The 16471-nt window shown below is 51.2% G+C and carries 15 protein-coding genes; 11 read left to right on the forward strand and 4 right to left on the reverse strand.

Annotation, left to right across the window (positions count from 1 at the left end; genetic code table 11):
• The first annotated feature begins 9 nt into the window (after window positions 1–9).
• The 4 genes from F0316_RS04320 (at window position 10) to rnd (ending at window position 4474) form a co-directional block, all read left to right on the forward strand.
• Window positions 10–567, forward strand: coding sequence for a Slp family lipoprotein (locus F0316_RS04320; RefSeq protein ID WP_000784639.1), 558 nt, complete (start codon window positions 10–12; stop codon window positions 565–567).
• The gene (locus F0316_RS04325; protein ID WP_148523525.1) at window positions 564–1418 is read left to right on the forward strand and encodes an alpha/beta fold hydrolase; all 855 of its coding nucleotides are present in this window, start codon (window positions 564–566) and stop codon (window positions 1416–1418) included. Before F0316_RS04320 ends, F0316_RS04325 begins: the two co-directional genes overlap by 4 nt.
• 124 nt (window positions 1419–1542) lie before the next feature.
• Window positions 1543–3243, forward strand: coding sequence for a long-chain-fatty-acid--CoA ligase FadD (fadD, locus tag F0316_RS04330; RefSeq protein WP_000360594.1), 1701 nt, complete (start codon window positions 1543–1545; stop codon window positions 3241–3243).
• Between the two features lie 109 nt (window positions 3244–3352).
• Window positions 3353–4474 (forward strand): ribonuclease D, encoded by a 1122-nt coding sequence (rnd, locus tag F0316_RS04335; RefSeq protein WP_069213134.1) that lies wholly within the window; start codon window positions 3353–3355, stop codon window positions 4472–4474.
• A 108-nt stretch (window positions 4475–4582) separates the two neighbouring features.
• Here the strand turns inward: rnd and rrtA are convergent, their stop codons facing one another.
• Window positions 4583–5140 carry a rhombosortase gene (rrtA, locus tag F0316_RS04340; RefSeq protein ID WP_149560236.1) on the reverse strand — a complete coding sequence of 186 codons (558 nt, stop codon included), beginning with the start codon at window positions 5138–5140 and terminating at the stop codon, window positions 4583–4585.
• A gap of 3 nt (window positions 5141–5143) precedes the next feature.
• Between rrtA and F0316_RS04345 the strand changes: the two genes are divergently transcribed.
• The gene (locus F0316_RS04345) at window positions 5144–5746 is read left to right on the forward strand and encodes a tRNA-uridine aminocarboxypropyltransferase (protein ID WP_044126398.1); all 603 of its coding nucleotides are present in this window, start codon (window positions 5144–5146) and stop codon (window positions 5744–5746) included.
• On the opposite strand, the gene F0316_RS04350 is transcribed toward F0316_RS04345, so the two are convergent.
• The 3 genes from F0316_RS04350 to F0316_RS04360 form a co-directional block, all read right to left on the reverse strand.
• Window positions 5740–7065 carry an anti-phage deoxyguanosine triphosphatase gene (locus F0316_RS04350; protein ID WP_095461977.1) on the reverse strand — a complete coding sequence of 442 codons (1326 nt, stop codon included), beginning with the start codon at window positions 7063–7065 and terminating at the stop codon, window positions 5740–5742. The genes F0316_RS04345 and F0316_RS04350 overlap by 7 nt on opposite strands.
• Before the next feature lie 56 nt (window positions 7066–7121).
• Entirely contained in the window at window positions 7122–7706 is a 585-nt protein-coding gene (gene yfbR / locus F0316_RS04355) for a 5'-deoxynucleotidase (RefSeq protein ID WP_029627364.1), read from the reverse strand.
• Window positions 7707–7858: 152 nt separating this feature from the next.
• Window positions 7859–9073, reverse strand: a complete 1215-nt coding sequence (locus tag F0316_RS04360) for a pyridoxal phosphate-dependent aminotransferase (protein ID WP_001179458.1) — start codon at window positions 9071–9073, stop codon at window positions 7859–7861.
• 214 nt (window positions 9074–9287) lie between these two features.
• Between F0316_RS04360 and F0316_RS04365 the strand changes: the two genes are divergently transcribed.
• The 6 genes from F0316_RS04365 to menE all read left to right on the forward strand — a co-directional run bounded on the left by F0316_RS04365 (window position 9288) and on the right by menE (window position 16469).
• Window positions 9288–10595, forward strand: coding sequence for an isochorismate synthase (locus F0316_RS04365; protein WP_149560237.1), 1308 nt, complete (start codon window positions 9288–9290; stop codon window positions 10593–10595).
• Window positions 10592–12304, forward strand: coding sequence for a 2-succinyl-5-enolpyruvyl-6-hydroxy-3-cyclohexene-1-carboxylic-acid synthase (menD, locus tag F0316_RS04370; protein WP_095477196.1), 1713 nt, complete (start codon window positions 10592–10594; stop codon window positions 12302–12304). Before F0316_RS04365 ends, menD begins: the two co-directional genes overlap by 4 nt.
• Window positions 12294–13085, forward strand: a complete 792-nt coding sequence (gene menH / locus F0316_RS04375; protein ID WP_095477197.1) for a 2-succinyl-6-hydroxy-2,4-cyclohexadiene-1-carboxylate synthase — start codon at window positions 12294–12296, stop codon at window positions 13083–13085. Before menD ends, menH begins: the two co-directional genes overlap by 11 nt.
• Before the next feature lie 24 nt (window positions 13086–13109).
• On the forward strand, window positions 13110–13976 hold the full coding sequence (gene menB / locus F0316_RS04380) for a 1,4-dihydroxy-2-naphthoyl-CoA synthase (protein WP_001918720.1): 867 nt from the start codon (window positions 13110–13112) through the stop codon (window positions 13974–13976).
• An 88-nt stretch (window positions 13977–14064) separates the two neighbouring features.
• Window positions 14065–15063 (forward strand): o-succinylbenzoate synthase, encoded by a 999-nt coding sequence (gene menC / locus F0316_RS04385; protein WP_095477198.1) that lies wholly within the window; start codon window positions 14065–14067, stop codon window positions 15061–15063.
• A complete protein-coding gene (gene menE / locus F0316_RS04390) occupies window positions 15039–16469 on the forward strand; it encodes an o-succinylbenzoate--CoA ligase (RefSeq protein ID WP_149560238.1) in 1431 nt (476 codons plus the stop codon). The genes menC and menE overlap by 25 nt, the downstream gene beginning before the upstream one ends.
• The last annotated feature ends 2 nt before the right edge of the window (window positions 16470–16471 follow it).

Here is a 16471-nt window from a genome sequence, read left to right on the forward strand (position 1 = left end):
GTGAATTCGATGAAGATGACTGTGCTGAAATTACTCATACCTACCATGGCTCTGCTGCTGTCTGCTTGTGCGAGCTTGCCACCTGAGTTGGGCAATCCCGATGATAAAAGCGTTGTGACTCAATATTCGGCTTGGCTTGAGCGCGATCCAGCTACGCAATCACCCGTTCGAATGGGCGGCGTTGTTGCCAACATCAGCAACCAAAAAGATCGCACCCGCGTTGAGCTGGTCAACTTACCGATTGATAGCGCAGGGCGTCCCAACATCCATCAAGAGCCGCAAGGTCGCTTTGTCGCTTACGTGCCGGGATTCTTGGACCCAATCACTTATGGGGAAGGTCGCTTGCTCACGCTTTATGGTACGACAGCGCCATCTGAACAAGGCAAAGTTGGTGACTATGAACATACTTATCCGGTGATGAATGCGCAAGGTTACCATTTGTGGCGAGTGGAAGAGCGAGTCGAAGTCGATGATATTGGGCCTTACATGTTCCCTTGTCGCGGTTTCTACTGTTGGCCAAGGACGATGCCTGAGCGGGACGGTAAGATCATTCAAGAAGTTAAATGAACTCTATTTCAACCACTTATCAGCTCGAACAAGGCCAATTAGCGGCCATTGAAGTGGGCAATGCAAAAATGGCCGAAGTCTCGGTCATTTTTATTCACGGCTGGCTGGATAACGCCGCGAGTTTCTTGTCACTGATGCCTGCGCTACATGCGCTGGCGCCTAAGCTACATCTATGCGCGGTTGATCTGCCCGGTCACGGTTTCTCTAGCCACAAAGCGGGTTACTCTGCATTTCACGACTATATCGATGATCTCGATCAGCTGTTGCTCAACTTATCGCCAAACAAACCAGTGCTAGTGGGGCATTCGCTTGGTGCTTTAATCGCAAGTTGTTATAGTGCCGCCTTTCCCGAGCAAGTCAGCGGTTTAGTGCAGATAGAAGGCTTCGGACCACTCTCTGAACCTGCCACGCACAGTGTCACGCGTTTGCGGCAAGGGATACGCTCGCGCCATGCGTTGCGCAACGCTAAACCTCGTGGGTATGCCAGCTTTGAACATGCACTGCGTCATCGTGCTTTGGCCAATCAGTTACCGGCTGAATTGCTGCGTCCGTTGGTCGAACGTGGCACTTATCAGCATGACGAGCAGTGGTTCTGGCGGCATGATCTTAAGCTCAAGGCGGACTCTTTATATCGCATGACGCCGGAACACGCCGCGCAGGTGCGTGAATCAATCCGTTGTCCGCAGCAGGTGATTTTGGGCTCGCAGGGGTTTGCCACACTCAAGCAACAAGCACAAAACCCAGAGTTTGCGACCATCCCCATAGCAACGGTGACGGGCGGGCATCACTGCCATTTAGAGCAACCTCAAGCGGTCGCGGAATTGATTTTTGGCTTAGTTAACAAAATTTAAACAAGTGTTTGAGAGTTACGTGCTCAAGCACCTCGGCTGTGCTGTAATAGCGGTCAGCATTTGCATGACTACTGCATGATGACAACAACAAGAATAGCGCCAGCCAATAACGAGGAGTATTACCGTGGATAAACCTTGGCTTTCACGTTATCCGAAAGACGTACCGGAAACCATTAATCCTGACCAGTACCCATCACTGGTCGAAATGTTTGAACAATCGGTACATAAGTACGCGGATCAGCCAGCCTTCATGAACATGGGCGCGGTGATGACATTCCGTAAGCTGGAAGAGCGCAGCCGCGCCTTTGCGGCTTATTTACAAAACGATCTCAAGCTGAAAAAAGGTGACCGTGTCGCTCTGATGATGCCGAACTTGCTGCAATACCCTGTGGCGCTGTTTGGTGTTCTGCGTGCTGGCATGATCGCAGTGAACGTCAACCCACTTTACACTCCGCGAGAGCTAGAGCATCAGTTGAATGATGCGGATGCGCGCGCGATTGTTATCGTCTCAAACTTTGCTAACACCTTAGAGCAGATCGTTGCCAATACACAGGTCAAGCATGTGGTGCTGACCAGTCTTGGACAGATGCTGCCACGCGCCAAAGGCACAATTGTCGATTTCGTGGTGAAATACGTCAAAGGCATGGTACCTAAGTACGATCTACCGGGCGCGATTTCGATGCGTAAAGCGCTGCACAAAGGCCGCCGTCTGCAATATGTGAAGCCGTTTATGTCCGGTGAAGACATTGCCTTCCTGCAATACACCGGCGGTACAACCGGTGTGGCGAAAGGCGCCATTCTGACGCACCGCAACATGGTCGCAAACGTGCTGCAAGCCAAAGGCGCTTACGGCCCTGTGCTGCAAGAGGGTCGCGAGTTGGTGGTCACCGCATTGCCGCTGTACCACGTGTTTGCTTTAACCGTAAACTGCTTGCTGTTTATTGAAATGGGTGGCCGCAACTTATTGATCACTAACCCGCGTGATATTCCGGGCTTTGTGAAAGAGCTGCAAAAGTACCCATTTACAGCCATTACCGGTGTAAACACCCTGTTTAATGCGCTGGTGAATAACGAAGATTTCCACGAGCTCGACTTCAAAAATATGAAGCTAGCAGTTGGTGGCGGTATGGCAGTACAACGCGCTGTTGCCGAGCGTTGGAAAAAGACTACCGGTGTCCATTTACTCGAAGGCTATGGTTTGACCGAGTGTTCGCCACTGGTTACCGGCAACCCATACGATTTGACGGATTACACGGGCGCGATTGGTTTGCCAGTACCGTCAACCGAAGTGCGGATTGTGGATGATGCGGGTAATGTGGTGCCTAACGATCAAGTTGGTGAGCTACAAGTGCGTGGTCCACAAGTCATGCAAGGTTACTGGCAGCGCCCTGAAGCGACCAAAGAAGTGCTCAATGCTGAGGGATGGCTTTCAACTGGCGATATCGTGAAATTCGATGATCAAGGTTTGATCCACATTGTTGATCGTAAGAAAGACATGATTCTGGTTTCAGGCTTTAACGTTTATCCGAATGAAATCGAAGATGTGGTGGCGCTGCACGGCAAAGTGCTAGAAGTCGCAGCGATTGGTCAGGCTAACGATGTTTCTGGCGAATTGGTGAAGATTTATGTGGTGAAGCGCGATCCAAGCTTGACCAAAGACGAAGTAATTGCTCACTGTCGTAAGCATTTGACTGGCTACAAAGTACCAAAACTGGTTGAATTTCGTGACGACCTGCCAAAAACCAACGTGGGCAAAATCCTGCGTCGTGTGCTGCGTGAAGAAAATGACGCACAGTTGGCAGCAAAGGCGAAGCAAAGCGCATAAGCTGTATCCAGCTGCGAGTGTTTTTTAATTTTAGAATGCCGGCCTTAGCTGCCGGCATTTTCTTTCAAAAGAAGTCTCTCTTCTTTTGAGCAACAACTGCGAGTTATCTGTGAATTATCAAATTATTAGCCAACTTGGCGATCTACAACGAGTCTGTCTTGCTGCCCGTGATGCGGATGTGGTGATGCTGGATACCGAATTTGTCCGTACCCGCACCTTCTTTCCGCAACTGGGGTTGATCCAGATGTTTGATGGGGAAAACCTATCGCTGATTGATCCCACCGTGCTGGATGAAATGACGCCGTTTGTCGAGTTATTGCAAGACACTTCGGTATTGAAAGTGCTGCACGCCTGTGGCGAAGATTTGGAAGTGTTCCAGAATGCGTTTGGCTGCACGCCTTTCCCTATGGTGGATACTCAGATTATGGCCGCGTTTTTGGGCTACGGTTTATCCACTGGGTTTGCGGCGTTAGTGCAAGACCAACTGCAAGTTGAGCTAGACAAAAGCGAATCGCGCACCGATTGGTTAGCGCGCCCTCTGAGTGACAAGCAACTGGAATATGCCGCGGCCGATGTGTTCTATCTGCTACCGATGTACGAAAAACTGGTCGAGCGAGTGACCCAAGCCGGCTGGTGGGACGCGGCATTGCAAGAAAGTGAACTGCAAGTCGCCAAGCGCACTAAAGTCAGCAACCCAGAGCTCGCTTACTTAGACATCAAAGGGGCTTGGCAGCTTAAACCTAAAGAGCTGGCGATCCTCAAACCCCTAGCAACATGGCGTTACCATGAAGCGGTAAATCGAGATTTGGCGCTGAACTTCGTGATTAAAGAAACGGACTTACTGACCATTTCGCGTTTGGCGCTACGCAGTCCGAAACGCATGGAAGAGGAGGGGGTTGATCCGCACGCAATCCGTCGTCACAGCAGCAAAATTATTGCTATGGTGAAAACGGCGCTGGAAACTCCAGCCGATGCTTACCCGCCAGAAATCGTACCGATCATGGAATACCCAGGTTACAAGCAGTTGTTCAAACGTTTGAAAGATGAAGTAAAGAGTGTTTCGAACACCAGTGGCCTTGCGACCGAGTTTCTGGCCTCGAAAAAGCAGCTTAACCAACTGCTAAGTTGGGTGTGGAAGCGCGACCGCGATCCAGCCCGGTTGCCTGATTTAATGCAAGGGTGGCGTTTGCCATTACTTGGCGAGAAGCTCAATACGATCGTCTCGAAATAATCCCCTTCCGACTTGGCGCAGCGTTTTTGGTGACGTTTATTCGCTTCCCTACCGCGCCAAGTGGTTTTGAATATGAATAGCTAAACGATGTAGGTGTGAATTGAAGTCCTAGTCTTTTTTTCGCACTCTCTTTCGCAAGCTAAACAGCATGACGCTGAGTAATAAGCCACTGATTAAACCGGACAAATGGGCTTCCGTCGCTACTCGTGCGCCAATCAGCTCTGCGGTGCTAGCGGATGCGCCAAACCACAGTTCCCACGCAACTTTTCCGATAACGCCAAGCACTAACAGCCAACTGCTGCGTCGTCCATTAAGGGCTTCATTCAGCGCGTAGTAAGCAAAGAGACCATGCAAGGTGCCAGAGAGCCCAACATAAGACTGCATGTCGGAGGCGAGAATCATCACTCCCACCGCAAGACTAGTCAGTAGCAGAGGGATCAGCAGCTGACGAGCCGTGGGTTTAAACACAAAGCTGATGATCCATAATGCGGCAAGGTTCATCGCCCAGTGGGCAAAGTTGGTGTGTGCGAAGTTTCCTGTTAGGATGCGCCACCATTGACCTTGTTCTATGGCGCTGAAGTGCCACAGAGTCAGCTCATGCAGTGGTGGCCACTGCAAACTTAAACTCAACAGGCTTATTGCCAATAACAGCAGGTAAAGATTCACGTCATGTCTCGTTATTGTTCAGAGTGTGGTAAAGCGCGTAAAGCGTGCTTGTGTCCGTCCATTGTCGCGCTGGAAAGTGCGGTTGAGCTTATCATTCTTCAGCACCCAACGGAACAAAAGCGCCCACTCGGTACCGCGCGCATTCTCAGCTTGTCATTGGCTAATTGTCGGCTATTGGTGGGCGAAGATTTTCGTGAGCATGACGAGTTAAACCAACTGCTGGCAGAGCCGGATGTGGACCACTATGTGCTTTATCCGAATGAACACGCGCAAGAGTGCACAAAGATAAGCCTCACGACAGCGCGCAAAACGCGGGTGATTTTGCTCGATGGGACGTGGAAAAAAGCCTACAAGATGTGGCAAATCAACACTCAACTGCATGACTTACCGAGCCTACATTTGCCGGACGAGTGTGTTGGACATTACCGAATTCGTAAAGCGCCGGATGATACCGCGCTTTCGACTGTGGAGGCGGGGTATCATCTGCTCCAACAATGGCAACCTGAGCGTGACTTTTCACCACTGCTCAAGGTGTTTGATGCCATGATTCAATATCAGATCGATCAGATGCCAGAAGGCGTTTTCGAGCGAAATTACTGTCAGTAATGACTCTGCGCCGAGAAGAGCTGCTGATGCAGTCGCTGCGCGTACGCATCCGTCATCGCGGCAATATAATCGCAGATCACGCGCATGCCTTCGTCTTGTTCTTGGGCTTTGCGCCACTTTTCGCCGGTGGCTTGTGGCAGTAGTCGCTCAGGGTCAGCACTTAACGCTTCAAACAAATCCATGATCAGTTGCTGGCCTTTGTATTCAAAGCGCTGTACCTGCGGAATTTGAATCACGTATTGACTCACAAAGTGTTTGAGTACTTCAAGCGCATTGCCCATGTGCGGCTCGATATAAGCATTGAACGCCAACAGTTCATTATGGAAGGGCGCTTCAACTGGCTTAACGCTGATACTGGTTAAAAGCGCATTCACAATGCCGCCAATCGCATCTTTGCGCACATAGTGTTTACCAGAAAACAGCATCTCACTGAGCTCGGCAATATGCTCTTCAAACCAAGGATCGCCGCACTCGGCAAGCTGCGCTGCTGCGGCTTCTTGCCACTGCGCGCGGGTTACCATACCCAGCACAATCGCATCTTCCAGATCATGCACGCCGTAAGCGATGTCATCCGCCAGTTCCATGATCGAGCAATCGAGCGATTTAAAGCGAGTTTTACGGTGCTCTTTGGGGGAGCTTGGTTCTGCGCGCATTTGTCCCAACAATTCACGATCACTTTCACACAGCGGCTCCAGCACCCAGTCCAAGCTCGCGAGATCACAATCGTAGATGCCTTTTGCGGGCGACCAATCTTTAGCTTTCAGTTGGCGTTGGTGGGCGACCGAAGGCGGTGGTGTAGCGGCACGCGTGGCACTCAGCAGAGCTGGGTATTTCAAAAGCCCGAGTAGCGTGCGGCGCGACAGGTTCATGCCGTGATGTTCAGTGTAAGGTTCTAAGCTGGTGACGATCCGAAAAGTCTGCGCATTGCCTTCAAAGCCACCGTGATCGCGCATCATATAATTGAGGGCAATTTCACCGCCATGCCCGTAAGGAGGGTGGCCGATATCGTGCGCAAGGCAGAGCGAATCAATCAAGCTGTCAGAGGGTAATAGCTCACGAAATTCCGGTTGTTTGAGTTTAATTTGCGCGACGATGCCGGTACCGATTTGCGCTGCTTCCAGTGAATGGGTGAGGCGAGTGCGATGAAAGTCATTCAAGCTCGTTCCGTGGACTTGGGTTTTGGCTTGCAAGCGCCGAAAAGCCGCCGAATGGAGGATACGCGCGCGATCGCGCTGAAATGGACTGCGATGATCGTTGCGGCGAATTTTGTGCTCATCGTTGTTACGAGCTAACCACTCAGGGTTTAGGGATACTTGCATCGCGTTACTCCTTGCACAGTTTTGTTTTAATTTACAATGTCTTAAGTTATAGCGACTTAGCTGATTTCGTCCAGTGTTAATTCAAAACTCGGGGCAAAGGTTTGTAGGAAATAGTCCATCTCTTCGCTGTGCCGTTCACGTAACGTCACATCAAGGCGCTTTTTCGCTTGAGCGTATTCGTGGTTACCTGCGCTGAGCTCTTCCAAACATTTCAAATACGCGCAAATCGCATCGGCTTGCTTAACGATGGCGCTTTCATCGGGATCGGCCGTATTGGAGATAAGAAACGGGCGAAAATCGTCGCGCAGTTCTTCTGGGAGCATCTCTAATAAACGCCGCTCGGCCGCTGCTTCGATTTTTTTGTACTCTTTAGCGATCTCGGGATTGAAATATTTGATGGGCGTGGGCAAATCCCCGGTCAGCACTTCACTGGTATCGTGATACATGGCAAGCAGCGCAATGCGCTCAGGGTTGAGCGTTCCACCAAATTTTTTGTTTTTGATCACCGCCAGCGCGTGAGCGACAAAGGCGACTTGCAGGCTGTGTTCAGAAATATTTTCACTGGAGATGGAACGCATTAATGGCCAGCGCTGAATCAGTTTCATGCGCGCGAGGTGGGCGAAAAAATGGCTCTCTTGCATAGCACTCTCACTTCCTTGCTGATGGATTGGCTTTTCAGCGGCCGATGGCGCTGAAAAGAAGATAAAAAAACAGGCTCTCTTCAGTGTATCGAAAGAGAGCCTGTTTCGCCTACCTACAATCGCAAGTCATTTTGCGACTTGCTGCCAATCTATTATTGGCTGTAAGTGGTGATAAAGCGTTCAAAGCGACTGATGGCGATTTCCAGATCTTCCACATGTGGCAGAGTCACAATGCGGAAGTGATCCGGTTTTGGCCAGTTAAAACCACTGCCTTGTACCAGCAGCACTTTTTCTTGCACTAGGAAATCGAGCACCATTTTCTGGTCATCTTTGATCGGATACATTTTGGTATCAATTTTCGGGAACAGGTACATCGCGCCTTTTGGCTTCACGCAAGAAATCCCCGGGATCTGGTTAATCAGCTCCCATGCGCGATCACGTTGCTCCAGCAATCGACCACCCGGCAAAATCAGCTCATTGATGCTTTGATAGCCGCCAAGCGCCGTTTGAATCGCATGTTGCATTGGCACGTTGGCACACAAGCGCATCGAGGCCAGCATATCAAGCCCTGCAATGTAGCCTTGTGCTTGCTGTTTGGGGCCAGTCAGGAACATCCAGCCACCACGGAAACCACAAACACGGTAAGCTTTGGATAAGCCGTTGAAGGTGACGACTAATACATCATCCGCTAAGGTGGCGATTGAGGTATGCACGGCGCCGTCGTACAGCACTTTGTCGTAAATCTCATCGGCGAAAATCATCAGCTTGTGCTTGCGAGCAATCTCGATGATTTCCAGCAAGAAATCACGACTGTAAACCGCACCGGTTGGGTTATTGGGGTTGATCAGCACAATGCCACGGGTTTTCGGGGTGATTTTGCTGCGAATATCATCGAGGTCAGGATACCAATCGGCTTCTTCGTCACAGATGTAGTGCACGGCTTTGCCGCCAGAAAGTGCTACCGCGGCTGTCCACAGTGGGTAATCAGGGGCAGGTACCAGCATTTCATCGCCATTGTTCAGCAGGGCTTGCATCGCCATCACGATAAGCTCTGATGCACCGTTGCCGATGTACACATCTTCGACGTCCAGACTGCGGATACCTTTTTTCTGGTAGTACTGCACCACCGCTTTACGAGCGGAATAAATGCCTTTCGAGTCACAGTAACCTTGTGAAGTAGGTAGGTTACGGATCACATCGACTAGGATCTCGTCTGGGGCGTCGAAACCAAACGGGGCAGGGTTACCGATGTTAAGCTTCAGTATTTTATGCCCTTCTTCTTCCATGCGTTTAGCATGTTTAAGTACTGGTCCTCGAATGTCATAGCAGACATTATCGAGTTTTGACGACATCCCGATATTTTGCATTGTAATATTCCTGAAAATAATCTGTTTTCTTGATCAAACTACACTAACTTGCCATTTTTTAGAATAAAAATCTAAGACAACCTGGTTTTAAAATCAGAAGACATGTTGCCTCGATCACTTGCCGAAGTAAAAGATACCCCATAACCTTGATTTCATAAGGCTCTCTCAATAGAGTAGCCGCAGTTTACCGAATCTCTCCCCGTACGAGGTCGCTTTGTTGCATTTTTATCAGGCCGTTGCTCAATTGATGGAGCACATCCGTGGCGCGAAGGATCATGATGTTCGTTTTACTCAGCCGTTGGCCGATAAGCCTCCCTTTGCGCTGATTGACTGGCTTGATGCCCAACCGATTTTCCCCAAATTTTACTGGCAATCGCGTGATATTCGTGAAGAAGTGGTCGCGCTCGGTCAGGTGTACACGTTTACCGATCCTGCTCCGGCGTATGCGATTTTAGGCGATGAGCAGCGAGTATGGGGTGGACGCTCCTTTGATGGGCATACCGCCAAAAATCCGCGTTGCATGTCTTCCTTCTTCTTTCTACCACAGATTGAACTGATTCGACGGGATGAACAGTGGTTACTCGCGGTCAATATCAACAATGAGCCGCAGCGCACGCTGACCGCACTGCAAAAACTGCTGGTGGAAGTGCCCACTTTGCGTTCGATGACAGCGCACGTCACTCGTGTCGAACACACGCCAACGGCGGCTAAATGGCATGATTTGGTGGGAAAAGTGCTGGCGGGGATCACCGAACAACAGTTCAAAAAAGTGGTGTTAGCGCGTAAAACTACCCTGACGTTGGATGCATCGCTCAGTGCGGCGCAGCTGCTCAAAGCTAGCCATGCCCAAAATCACCACAGCTTTCACTTTCTTTTGGCTCTCGATTCTCGCCACAGCTTTATGGGGTCAACCCCAGAGCGACTCTACCTACGCCATGGACAGAATCTGGAAACCGAAGCTTTAGCGGGCACGATTGGCCGGGGAGCTAATGCGACGCAAGATATGGAACTGGCTCACTGGCTGACGCATGACAGTAAAAACCTCAATGAAAATCAGTTGGTGGTAGAGGACATTATCGAAAGCCTCGCGCCACACGCCGAGCAGATCTATACCCAGCGAGAAGCGCAACTGGTGCGATTGCGTAAAGTGCAGCATCTGAAAAAACGCATTGATGCACAGCTTAAATCTGGGGTTAATGGCGTGCAGTTACTGGGCGCATTACAACCTACCGCGGCGGTTGCGGGGTTACCTCGTCAAGCGGCACTGGCTTTCATCGCGGAAAATGAGCCTTTTGCACGCGGCTGGTACGCAGGCTCCATGGGTTACTTTAGCCATGCGCAAGCCGAGTTTTGTGTGGCGATCCGCAGTGCTTTAGTGGTGGATAAACAAGTTCAGCTCTATGCAGGCGCTGGCATTGTGCCGGGCTCGATGGCTGAGCATGAATGGCAGGAGCTGGATAAAAAGCTCTCTACCTTATTGAGCTTGATAACCGACCGCTTACCACTGGGAGTGGCATCATGAACCACGATCAAGCTTTATTGAACCGCCTTTGGTCGCGAGTGTTACTCGAAGAGTTAAGCCGTTTGGGGGTGACACAAGTGTGTGTGGCTCCGGGCTCTCGTTCAACCCCGTTGACGCTTGAGGCTAATGCGAATACGGCTTTCACGTTACATACTCACTATGACGAGCGCGGCTTAGGGTTTATGGCGCTTGGTTTAGCGAAAGCTAGCCAACAGCCTGTCGCGGTGATTGTAACCTCGGGCACTGCAGTGGCGAACTTATTACCAGCCATTGCTGAATCCAAACTCACCGGTGAACGTTTAGTGGTACTTACGGCGGATCGTCCGCCTGAGCTGGTGGGGTGTGGTGCCAATCAAGCCATTGTGCAATCTGGGATTTTTTCATATCATGTCACGGCATCGCTGGAACTGCCTAGTCCTGCTATCCATCATCCACTTTCTTGGCTACTTACTTCGATTGATGAAGTCATGACGCGTCAAGCCCTATTCGGTGGAAGCGTACACATCAATTGCCCATTTCCTGAGCCCTTGTACTCGGCTGGGGATGAGGCGATTTATCAACCCTATTTACAACCTGTTCAGCGTTGGCGTGAGCAAGCTCGGCCGTATACCCAAGTTCATCAAGGATTAGTGCGGAGTGTTCCCGCAACAATCGATGGCTTGCTGACTAAAGGGGTGGTGATAGTTGGCTCGCTGAGCTTGCAAGAGGCTCAAGCGGCAAAGCGTTTTGCCAAAGCGATGGGCTGGCCGCTACTATGCGATCCGCAATCAGGCATCAGTAGCCAATGGGCACATTTTGATCTCTGGCTGCAGCATCCCAAAGCACGTGAACAGCTCAATCAAGCTCAATGTGTGGTTCAATTTGGTTCGCGGATTGTCTCCAAACGTCTGTTGCAGTGGTTAGAAGCGTGGTGCGCCGCGGGTCTTGGCGAGTATCATTACATTGCGCCGCACAGCGCACGCAATAACCCTTGGCACGCCATGCAGCAGCAGTGGGTGTGTGAGATTAGCCACTGGGTAGACGTTGTGCTCAGCAAACGCTTAGCGGGTCAACATACCCAGCAAGGTTGGGCCGATGAGTTAACCCATTATGCGCAGTCGGTTCGCCAACTGGCGCAACTGCATTTCTCCTCTTCTTCTCTGAGTGAAGTCGCACTGGCGTTAGATTTGACTGAGCGCGCTACGCAAGCGGATCTGTTTTTGGGCAACAGCCTGATTGTGCGTTTGGTGGATATGTTCAGCGCGCTTGATGGGCGTGAAGTGTTCTCCAATCGTGGTGCATCCGGCATTGATGGTTTAGTCGCCACAGCGTCAGGGGTGCAACGTGCGCGGCAAAAGCCATTACTGATGCTGCTGGGAGATACCTCGCTACTGTACGATCTCAACTCGCTCGCGTTGATGCGCAATCTTGCGCATCCGACCGTGATAGTCGTGACCAATAACGACGGCGGAGCGATTTTCGATCTCCTGCCTGTGCCGAGTGAGCAGCGCGAAGCGCTCTATCAAATGCCGCATGGAATGGACTTTGCTCACGCCGCATCACAATTTGGTTTAGCGTATTGCGCTGCACAAACCTTAGAGCATTACCAAACCTTGGTGGAAGAACATTTCGCGCAAGGTGTTGGTACTTTGCTGATCGAAGTGAAAACACCACCGCAGCAAGCTTCCATGCACATCAAACAACTGACATCGCAACTCCATGCTCTCTAACCAACTGCACTTTGCCAAGCCTACTGCGCGAACACCCTTGGTGGTGTTGGTGCACGGTTTGCTTGGCAGTGGTGCGGATTGGCAACGGGTTCTCTCTCATTTAGCGCGCACTCAGTGCGCAGCATTGACGCTGGATCTTCCCGGCCACGGCGCAAATCCAGAACGGCATTGTGATAATTTTGCCGAAGCGGTCGAAATGATCGAGCAAACCGTACAAGCCCATGTTACTCCTGATGTGCCAGTCATTTTGGTTGGCTATTCGCTCGGCGGGCGATTAATCATGAATGGATTAGTGCAGGGAGCTTTTTCGCGTCTTAATCTGCGAGGGGCGATCATCGAAGGTGGTCACTTCGGGCTGCAAGAAAATGAGGAAAAAGCAGCGCGTTGGCAACATGATCAGCAGTGGGCGCAGCGCTTTAGTCAGCAACCGATTGAGCATGTGTTGAGCGATTGGTATCAACAAGCGGTATTTAGTTCACTAAATCATGAGCAAAGACAAACTTTGATTGCGCAACGTAGTGCTAATCTTGGTTCATCAGTAGCACATATGTTACTGGCAACAAGTCTGGCTAAGCAGCCCTATTTATTGCCAGCGCTGCAGGCTCTTAAGCTCCCCATCCATTACGTGTGTGGTGAGCAAGACAGTAAATTTCAGCAACTCGCCGAGAGTAGCGGGTTAAGTTACAGTCAGGTTGCGCAGGCGGGACACAATGTCCACCACGAACAGCCGCAAGCGTTTGCCAAGATTGTACAAGCGATGATCCACTCAATAATCGATTGAGTGATAACGACAATGGGAACCACCATGGCTAAAACTACAGGCATTTCTGAGCAAGAACTCTACGCACCAGTGATTTGGCAAGACTGCACCGGTGACTATCAAGATATCCACTACCACAAATCCGACGATGGGATTGCCAAAATCACCATCGCCAGACCACAAGTACGCAATGCGTTTCGTCCATTGACCGTCAAAGAGATGATCCATGCACTAGCGGATGCGCGTTATGACGACAAAGTGGGTGTGATTATCCTGACCGGTTTAGGTGAAGATGCCTTCTGCTCCGGTGGCGATCAGAAAATTCGTGGTGACTACGGCGGTTACCGCGATGATTCCGGCACTCACCACCTCAACGTGCTCGATTTCCAACGTCAGATCCGGACTTGTCCAAAGCCTGTGATTGCGGCTGTGGCTGGTTGGGCGGTGGGCGGCGGTCATGTACTGCACATGATGTGTGACCTGACCATCGCAGCAGAAAATGCACAATTTGGTCAAACGGGCCCGAAAGTCGGCTCATTCGATGGTGGCTGGGGCGCTTCTTACATGGCGCGTATTGTCGGCCAGAAGAAAGCCCGCGAAATTTGGTTCCTATGCCGCTTCTACAATGCCCAAGAAGCCTTGGATATGGGGCTGGTGAACACGGTTGTGCCAGTGGAAGAGCTGGAAAGAGAAACCGTGCGCTGGTGTCGTGAAGTGCTGCAACACAGCCCGATGGCGATTCGCTGCCTAAAAGCCGCACTTAATGCCGACTGTGACGGCCAAGCGGGTCTACAAGAGCTGGCTGGCAACGCGACCATGCTGTTCTACATGACTGAAGAAGGGCAAGAAGGCCGTAACGCGTTTAATGAAAAACGCCGTCCGGACTTCAACAAGTTCCCACGTAACCCATAATGCTTTTCAGAGCGGCGTCCTGCCGCTCTTTCTCTTTGAACATAAACGTCGGTTTATGTGAATGGATTGGATATAGGAAGAGATCCACATGCGTCATGCAACCCTCTATCGCTACCAACTGCCGATGGATAGCGGTGTCATCCTTCGCAATGAGAAACTGACTCAGCGTGAAGGTTTTATTGTCGAACTGACCGAAAACGGCCGTACTGCACGCGGCGAGATTGCACCGCTGCCCGGCTTTAGCCGTGAAACGTTGGAAGAAGCGGGCGTACAAGCACAAGCGCTGCTTGAGCTTTGGGTCAATGGTCACGCTATCGAGTGGGATGCACAGCACCCTTCGGTCGCTTTTGGTCTTTCGATGGCACACTACGAGCTAGAACAAGCGCTGCCCGCACAAGGCAACTACTATGTTGCGCCGCTGTGCACGGGCGATCCGGATGAGCTGCTGCCGGTATTGAACAACTTACCGGGGCAGAAAGTCGCTAAGGTTAAAGTTGGGCTGTATGAACCGATTCGGGATGGCATGCTCGTCAATCTATTCTTGGAATCGATGCCGGATTTAACGCTGCGTTTGGATGCCAACCGCGCGTGGACTCCAGCCAAAGCGCTCAAGTTCGCTCAATACGTTGCGCCGTCTTTGCGTAGCCGAATTGCGTTTTTGGAAGAGCCGTGCCAGTCGCCAAGCGAAAGCATCGCATTTTCGATTGATACCGGGATTGCGATTGCGTGGGACGAAACCTTACAAGAAGCGGTTCGCGATGCGGATTTTGCTTTAGAGAATCTGTTAGGTGTCAAAACCATTGTCATCAAACCAACCCTAATTGGCTCGGTGTATCGTGTAGAGGCTTTGATCGAGAAAGCCAAAGCACTTGGGCTACAAGCTGTGATCAGCTCTAGCTTAGAGTCGAGCTTGGGCTTGAACCAGTTAGCGCGTTTGGCGCATAAACTGCTGCCTAATGAAGTACCGGGACTGGATACGATGGGATTATTCCGAGCTCAGCTCGAAACGCCTTGGCCAAATAGCTCACTGCCTGTGGTTGCCCTGCAAGAGCAGCAAATCGTATGGCGCTCGGAATCTTCCCTGTGAGCCTTTGGCAGCCTTGGCTTGAGCGTGACCCCAAGCAGGTTGCGCTGAGTCATGCTGGGCAAACCCTGACTTGGCAAGTATTAGATAGCCAAGTAGCGCACTACGCTAAAGCGCTGCGTGAGCAAGGGGTTCGGTCGGGGGAAGTGGTGACGCTGGTCGGGAAAAATCACCTGCCCACTGCGCTGTGGTTTTTGGCTTGTACTCAAGTGGGCGCGCTGTGCGCCTTTCTTGCGCCTCAACCTTTAGCTCGTTTGCAGGAAAAGCTCGCCACACTCTATGCCGAGCAAAGTCCGAAGCACCTTTGGCTAGCGCCTTCTTGCACGCTGAGTGAAGAAGAGATTACGGCGCTTAATGCCCATCGCCTGAGTTTGCCCGATGAGCGGGATGAATCCGTTGGTGGCGAGAAAGTCTCTAGCCAGTTCTTTGCTGAACAACTGGCGACGTTAATATTCACTTCTGGTTCGACGGGGACACCTAAAGCGGTGGCACACACTCATCAGCAACATTTGGCTTCGGCGCGCGGCTTACTGAACAAGTTTGCTTTTACCGAATCAGACAGTTGGTTACTGAGTTTGCCACTGTACCATATTTCTGGTGTGGCCATTCTCTATCGCTGGCTTGCAGTGGGTGCCACACTCAAGATCGGCACTGGCGATCTGCAAAACGATATTGCTGGCGTCACTCATGCTTCATTGGTGCCTACTCAGCTTAAACGTCTGTTGGACGGTCGCTCTCGATTGACACTCAAACGTGTTTTGCTCGGCGGCAGCCATATCCCTGTTGAACTCGCTCAAATGGCGGCAACGCGCGGTATTGATACTTGGCTGGGCTATGGCATGACCGAAGCCGCCTCCACCGTGACGGCAAAGCGAGTCGATGGACTTGCAGGTAATGGTGAGCTTTTGGATCATCGTGAGCTGCGTCTTGTTGATGGGCGGATTTTCATTGCTGGGAAGACGTTGGCACAAGGCTATTATCGGCAAGGTCAGCTAGTGCCGCTCACTAATGAGCAGGGTTGGTTTGACAGCAAAGATCTCGGTCGCTGGCAGGGCAATAACCTGTTGATTGATGGCCGAGCGGATAATCTTTTTATCTCTGGCGGTGAAAATGTTCACTGTGAAGAAATAGAAGCGGTGTTAAACCAGCACCCTTATGTGCAAGTGGCGATCGTAATACCCGTTCAAGATAGTGAGTTTGGTGCGCGACCCGTCGCCGTGATTCGTAGTGAGGCCGAGTGGTGTCAAGCCATCGGTGATACTTGGTGCCAAGCTAAACTCGAAAAATTCAAATGGCCTATCATGTACTTTTTACTCCCCGATGCTTTGCTGGATGGGGGAATTAAAGTCTCTCGTGCGGCGGTGAAAGCGTGGTTGGCCGCCAACCAAACGCAGTTCACTCCGCTATAAGA

It is taken from the genome of Vibrio cholerae (assembly GCF_008369605.1).
Taxonomy (GTDB): Bacteria; Pseudomonadota; Gammaproteobacteria; order Enterobacterales; family Vibrionaceae; genus Vibrio; species Vibrio cholerae.

What these genes read in the sequence shown, in the direction of transcription:
- F0316_RS04320 (WP_000784639.1), top strand. Translation starts at nt 10, where the DNA reads ATGAAGATGACTGTGCTGAAATTACTCATACCTACCATGGCTCTGCTG.
- F0316_RS04325 (WP_148523525.1), top strand. Translation starts at nt 564, where the DNA reads ATGAACTCTATTTCAACCACTTATCAGCTCGAACAAGGCCAATTAGCG.
- F0316_RS04345 (WP_044126398.1), top strand. Translation starts at nt 5,144, where the DNA reads ATGTCTCGTTATTGTTCAGAGTGTGGTAAAGCGCGTAAAGCGTGCTTG.
- F0316_RS04350 (WP_095461977.1), bottom strand. Translation starts at nt 7,065, where the DNA reads ATGCAAGTATCCCTAAACCCTGAGTGGTTAGCTCGTAACAACGATGAG.
- yfbR (WP_029627364.1), bottom strand. Translation starts at nt 7,706, where the DNA reads ATGCAAGAGAGCCATTTTTTCGCCCACCTCGCGCGCATGAAACTGATT.
- F0316_RS04360 (WP_001179458.1), bottom strand. Translation starts at nt 9,073, where the DNA reads ATGCAAAATATCGGGATGTCGTCAAAACTCGATAATGTCTGCTATGAC.
- menD (WP_095477196.1), top strand. Translation starts at nt 10,592, where the DNA reads ATGAACCACGATCAAGCTTTATTGAACCGCCTTTGGTCGCGAGTGTTA.
- menH (WP_095477197.1), top strand. Translation starts at nt 12,294, where the DNA reads ATGCTCTCTAACCAACTGCACTTTGCCAAGCCTACTGCGCGAACACCC.
- menB (WP_001918720.1), top strand. Translation starts at nt 13,110, where the DNA reads ATGGCTAAAACTACAGGCATTTCTGAGCAAGAACTCTACGCACCAGTG.
- menC (WP_095477198.1), top strand. Translation starts at nt 14,065, where the DNA reads ATGCGTCATGCAACCCTCTATCGCTACCAACTGCCGATGGATAGCGGT.
- menE (WP_149560238.1), top strand. Translation starts at nt 15,039, where the DNA reads ATGGCGCTCGGAATCTTCCCTGTGAGCCTTTGGCAGCCTTGGCTTGAG.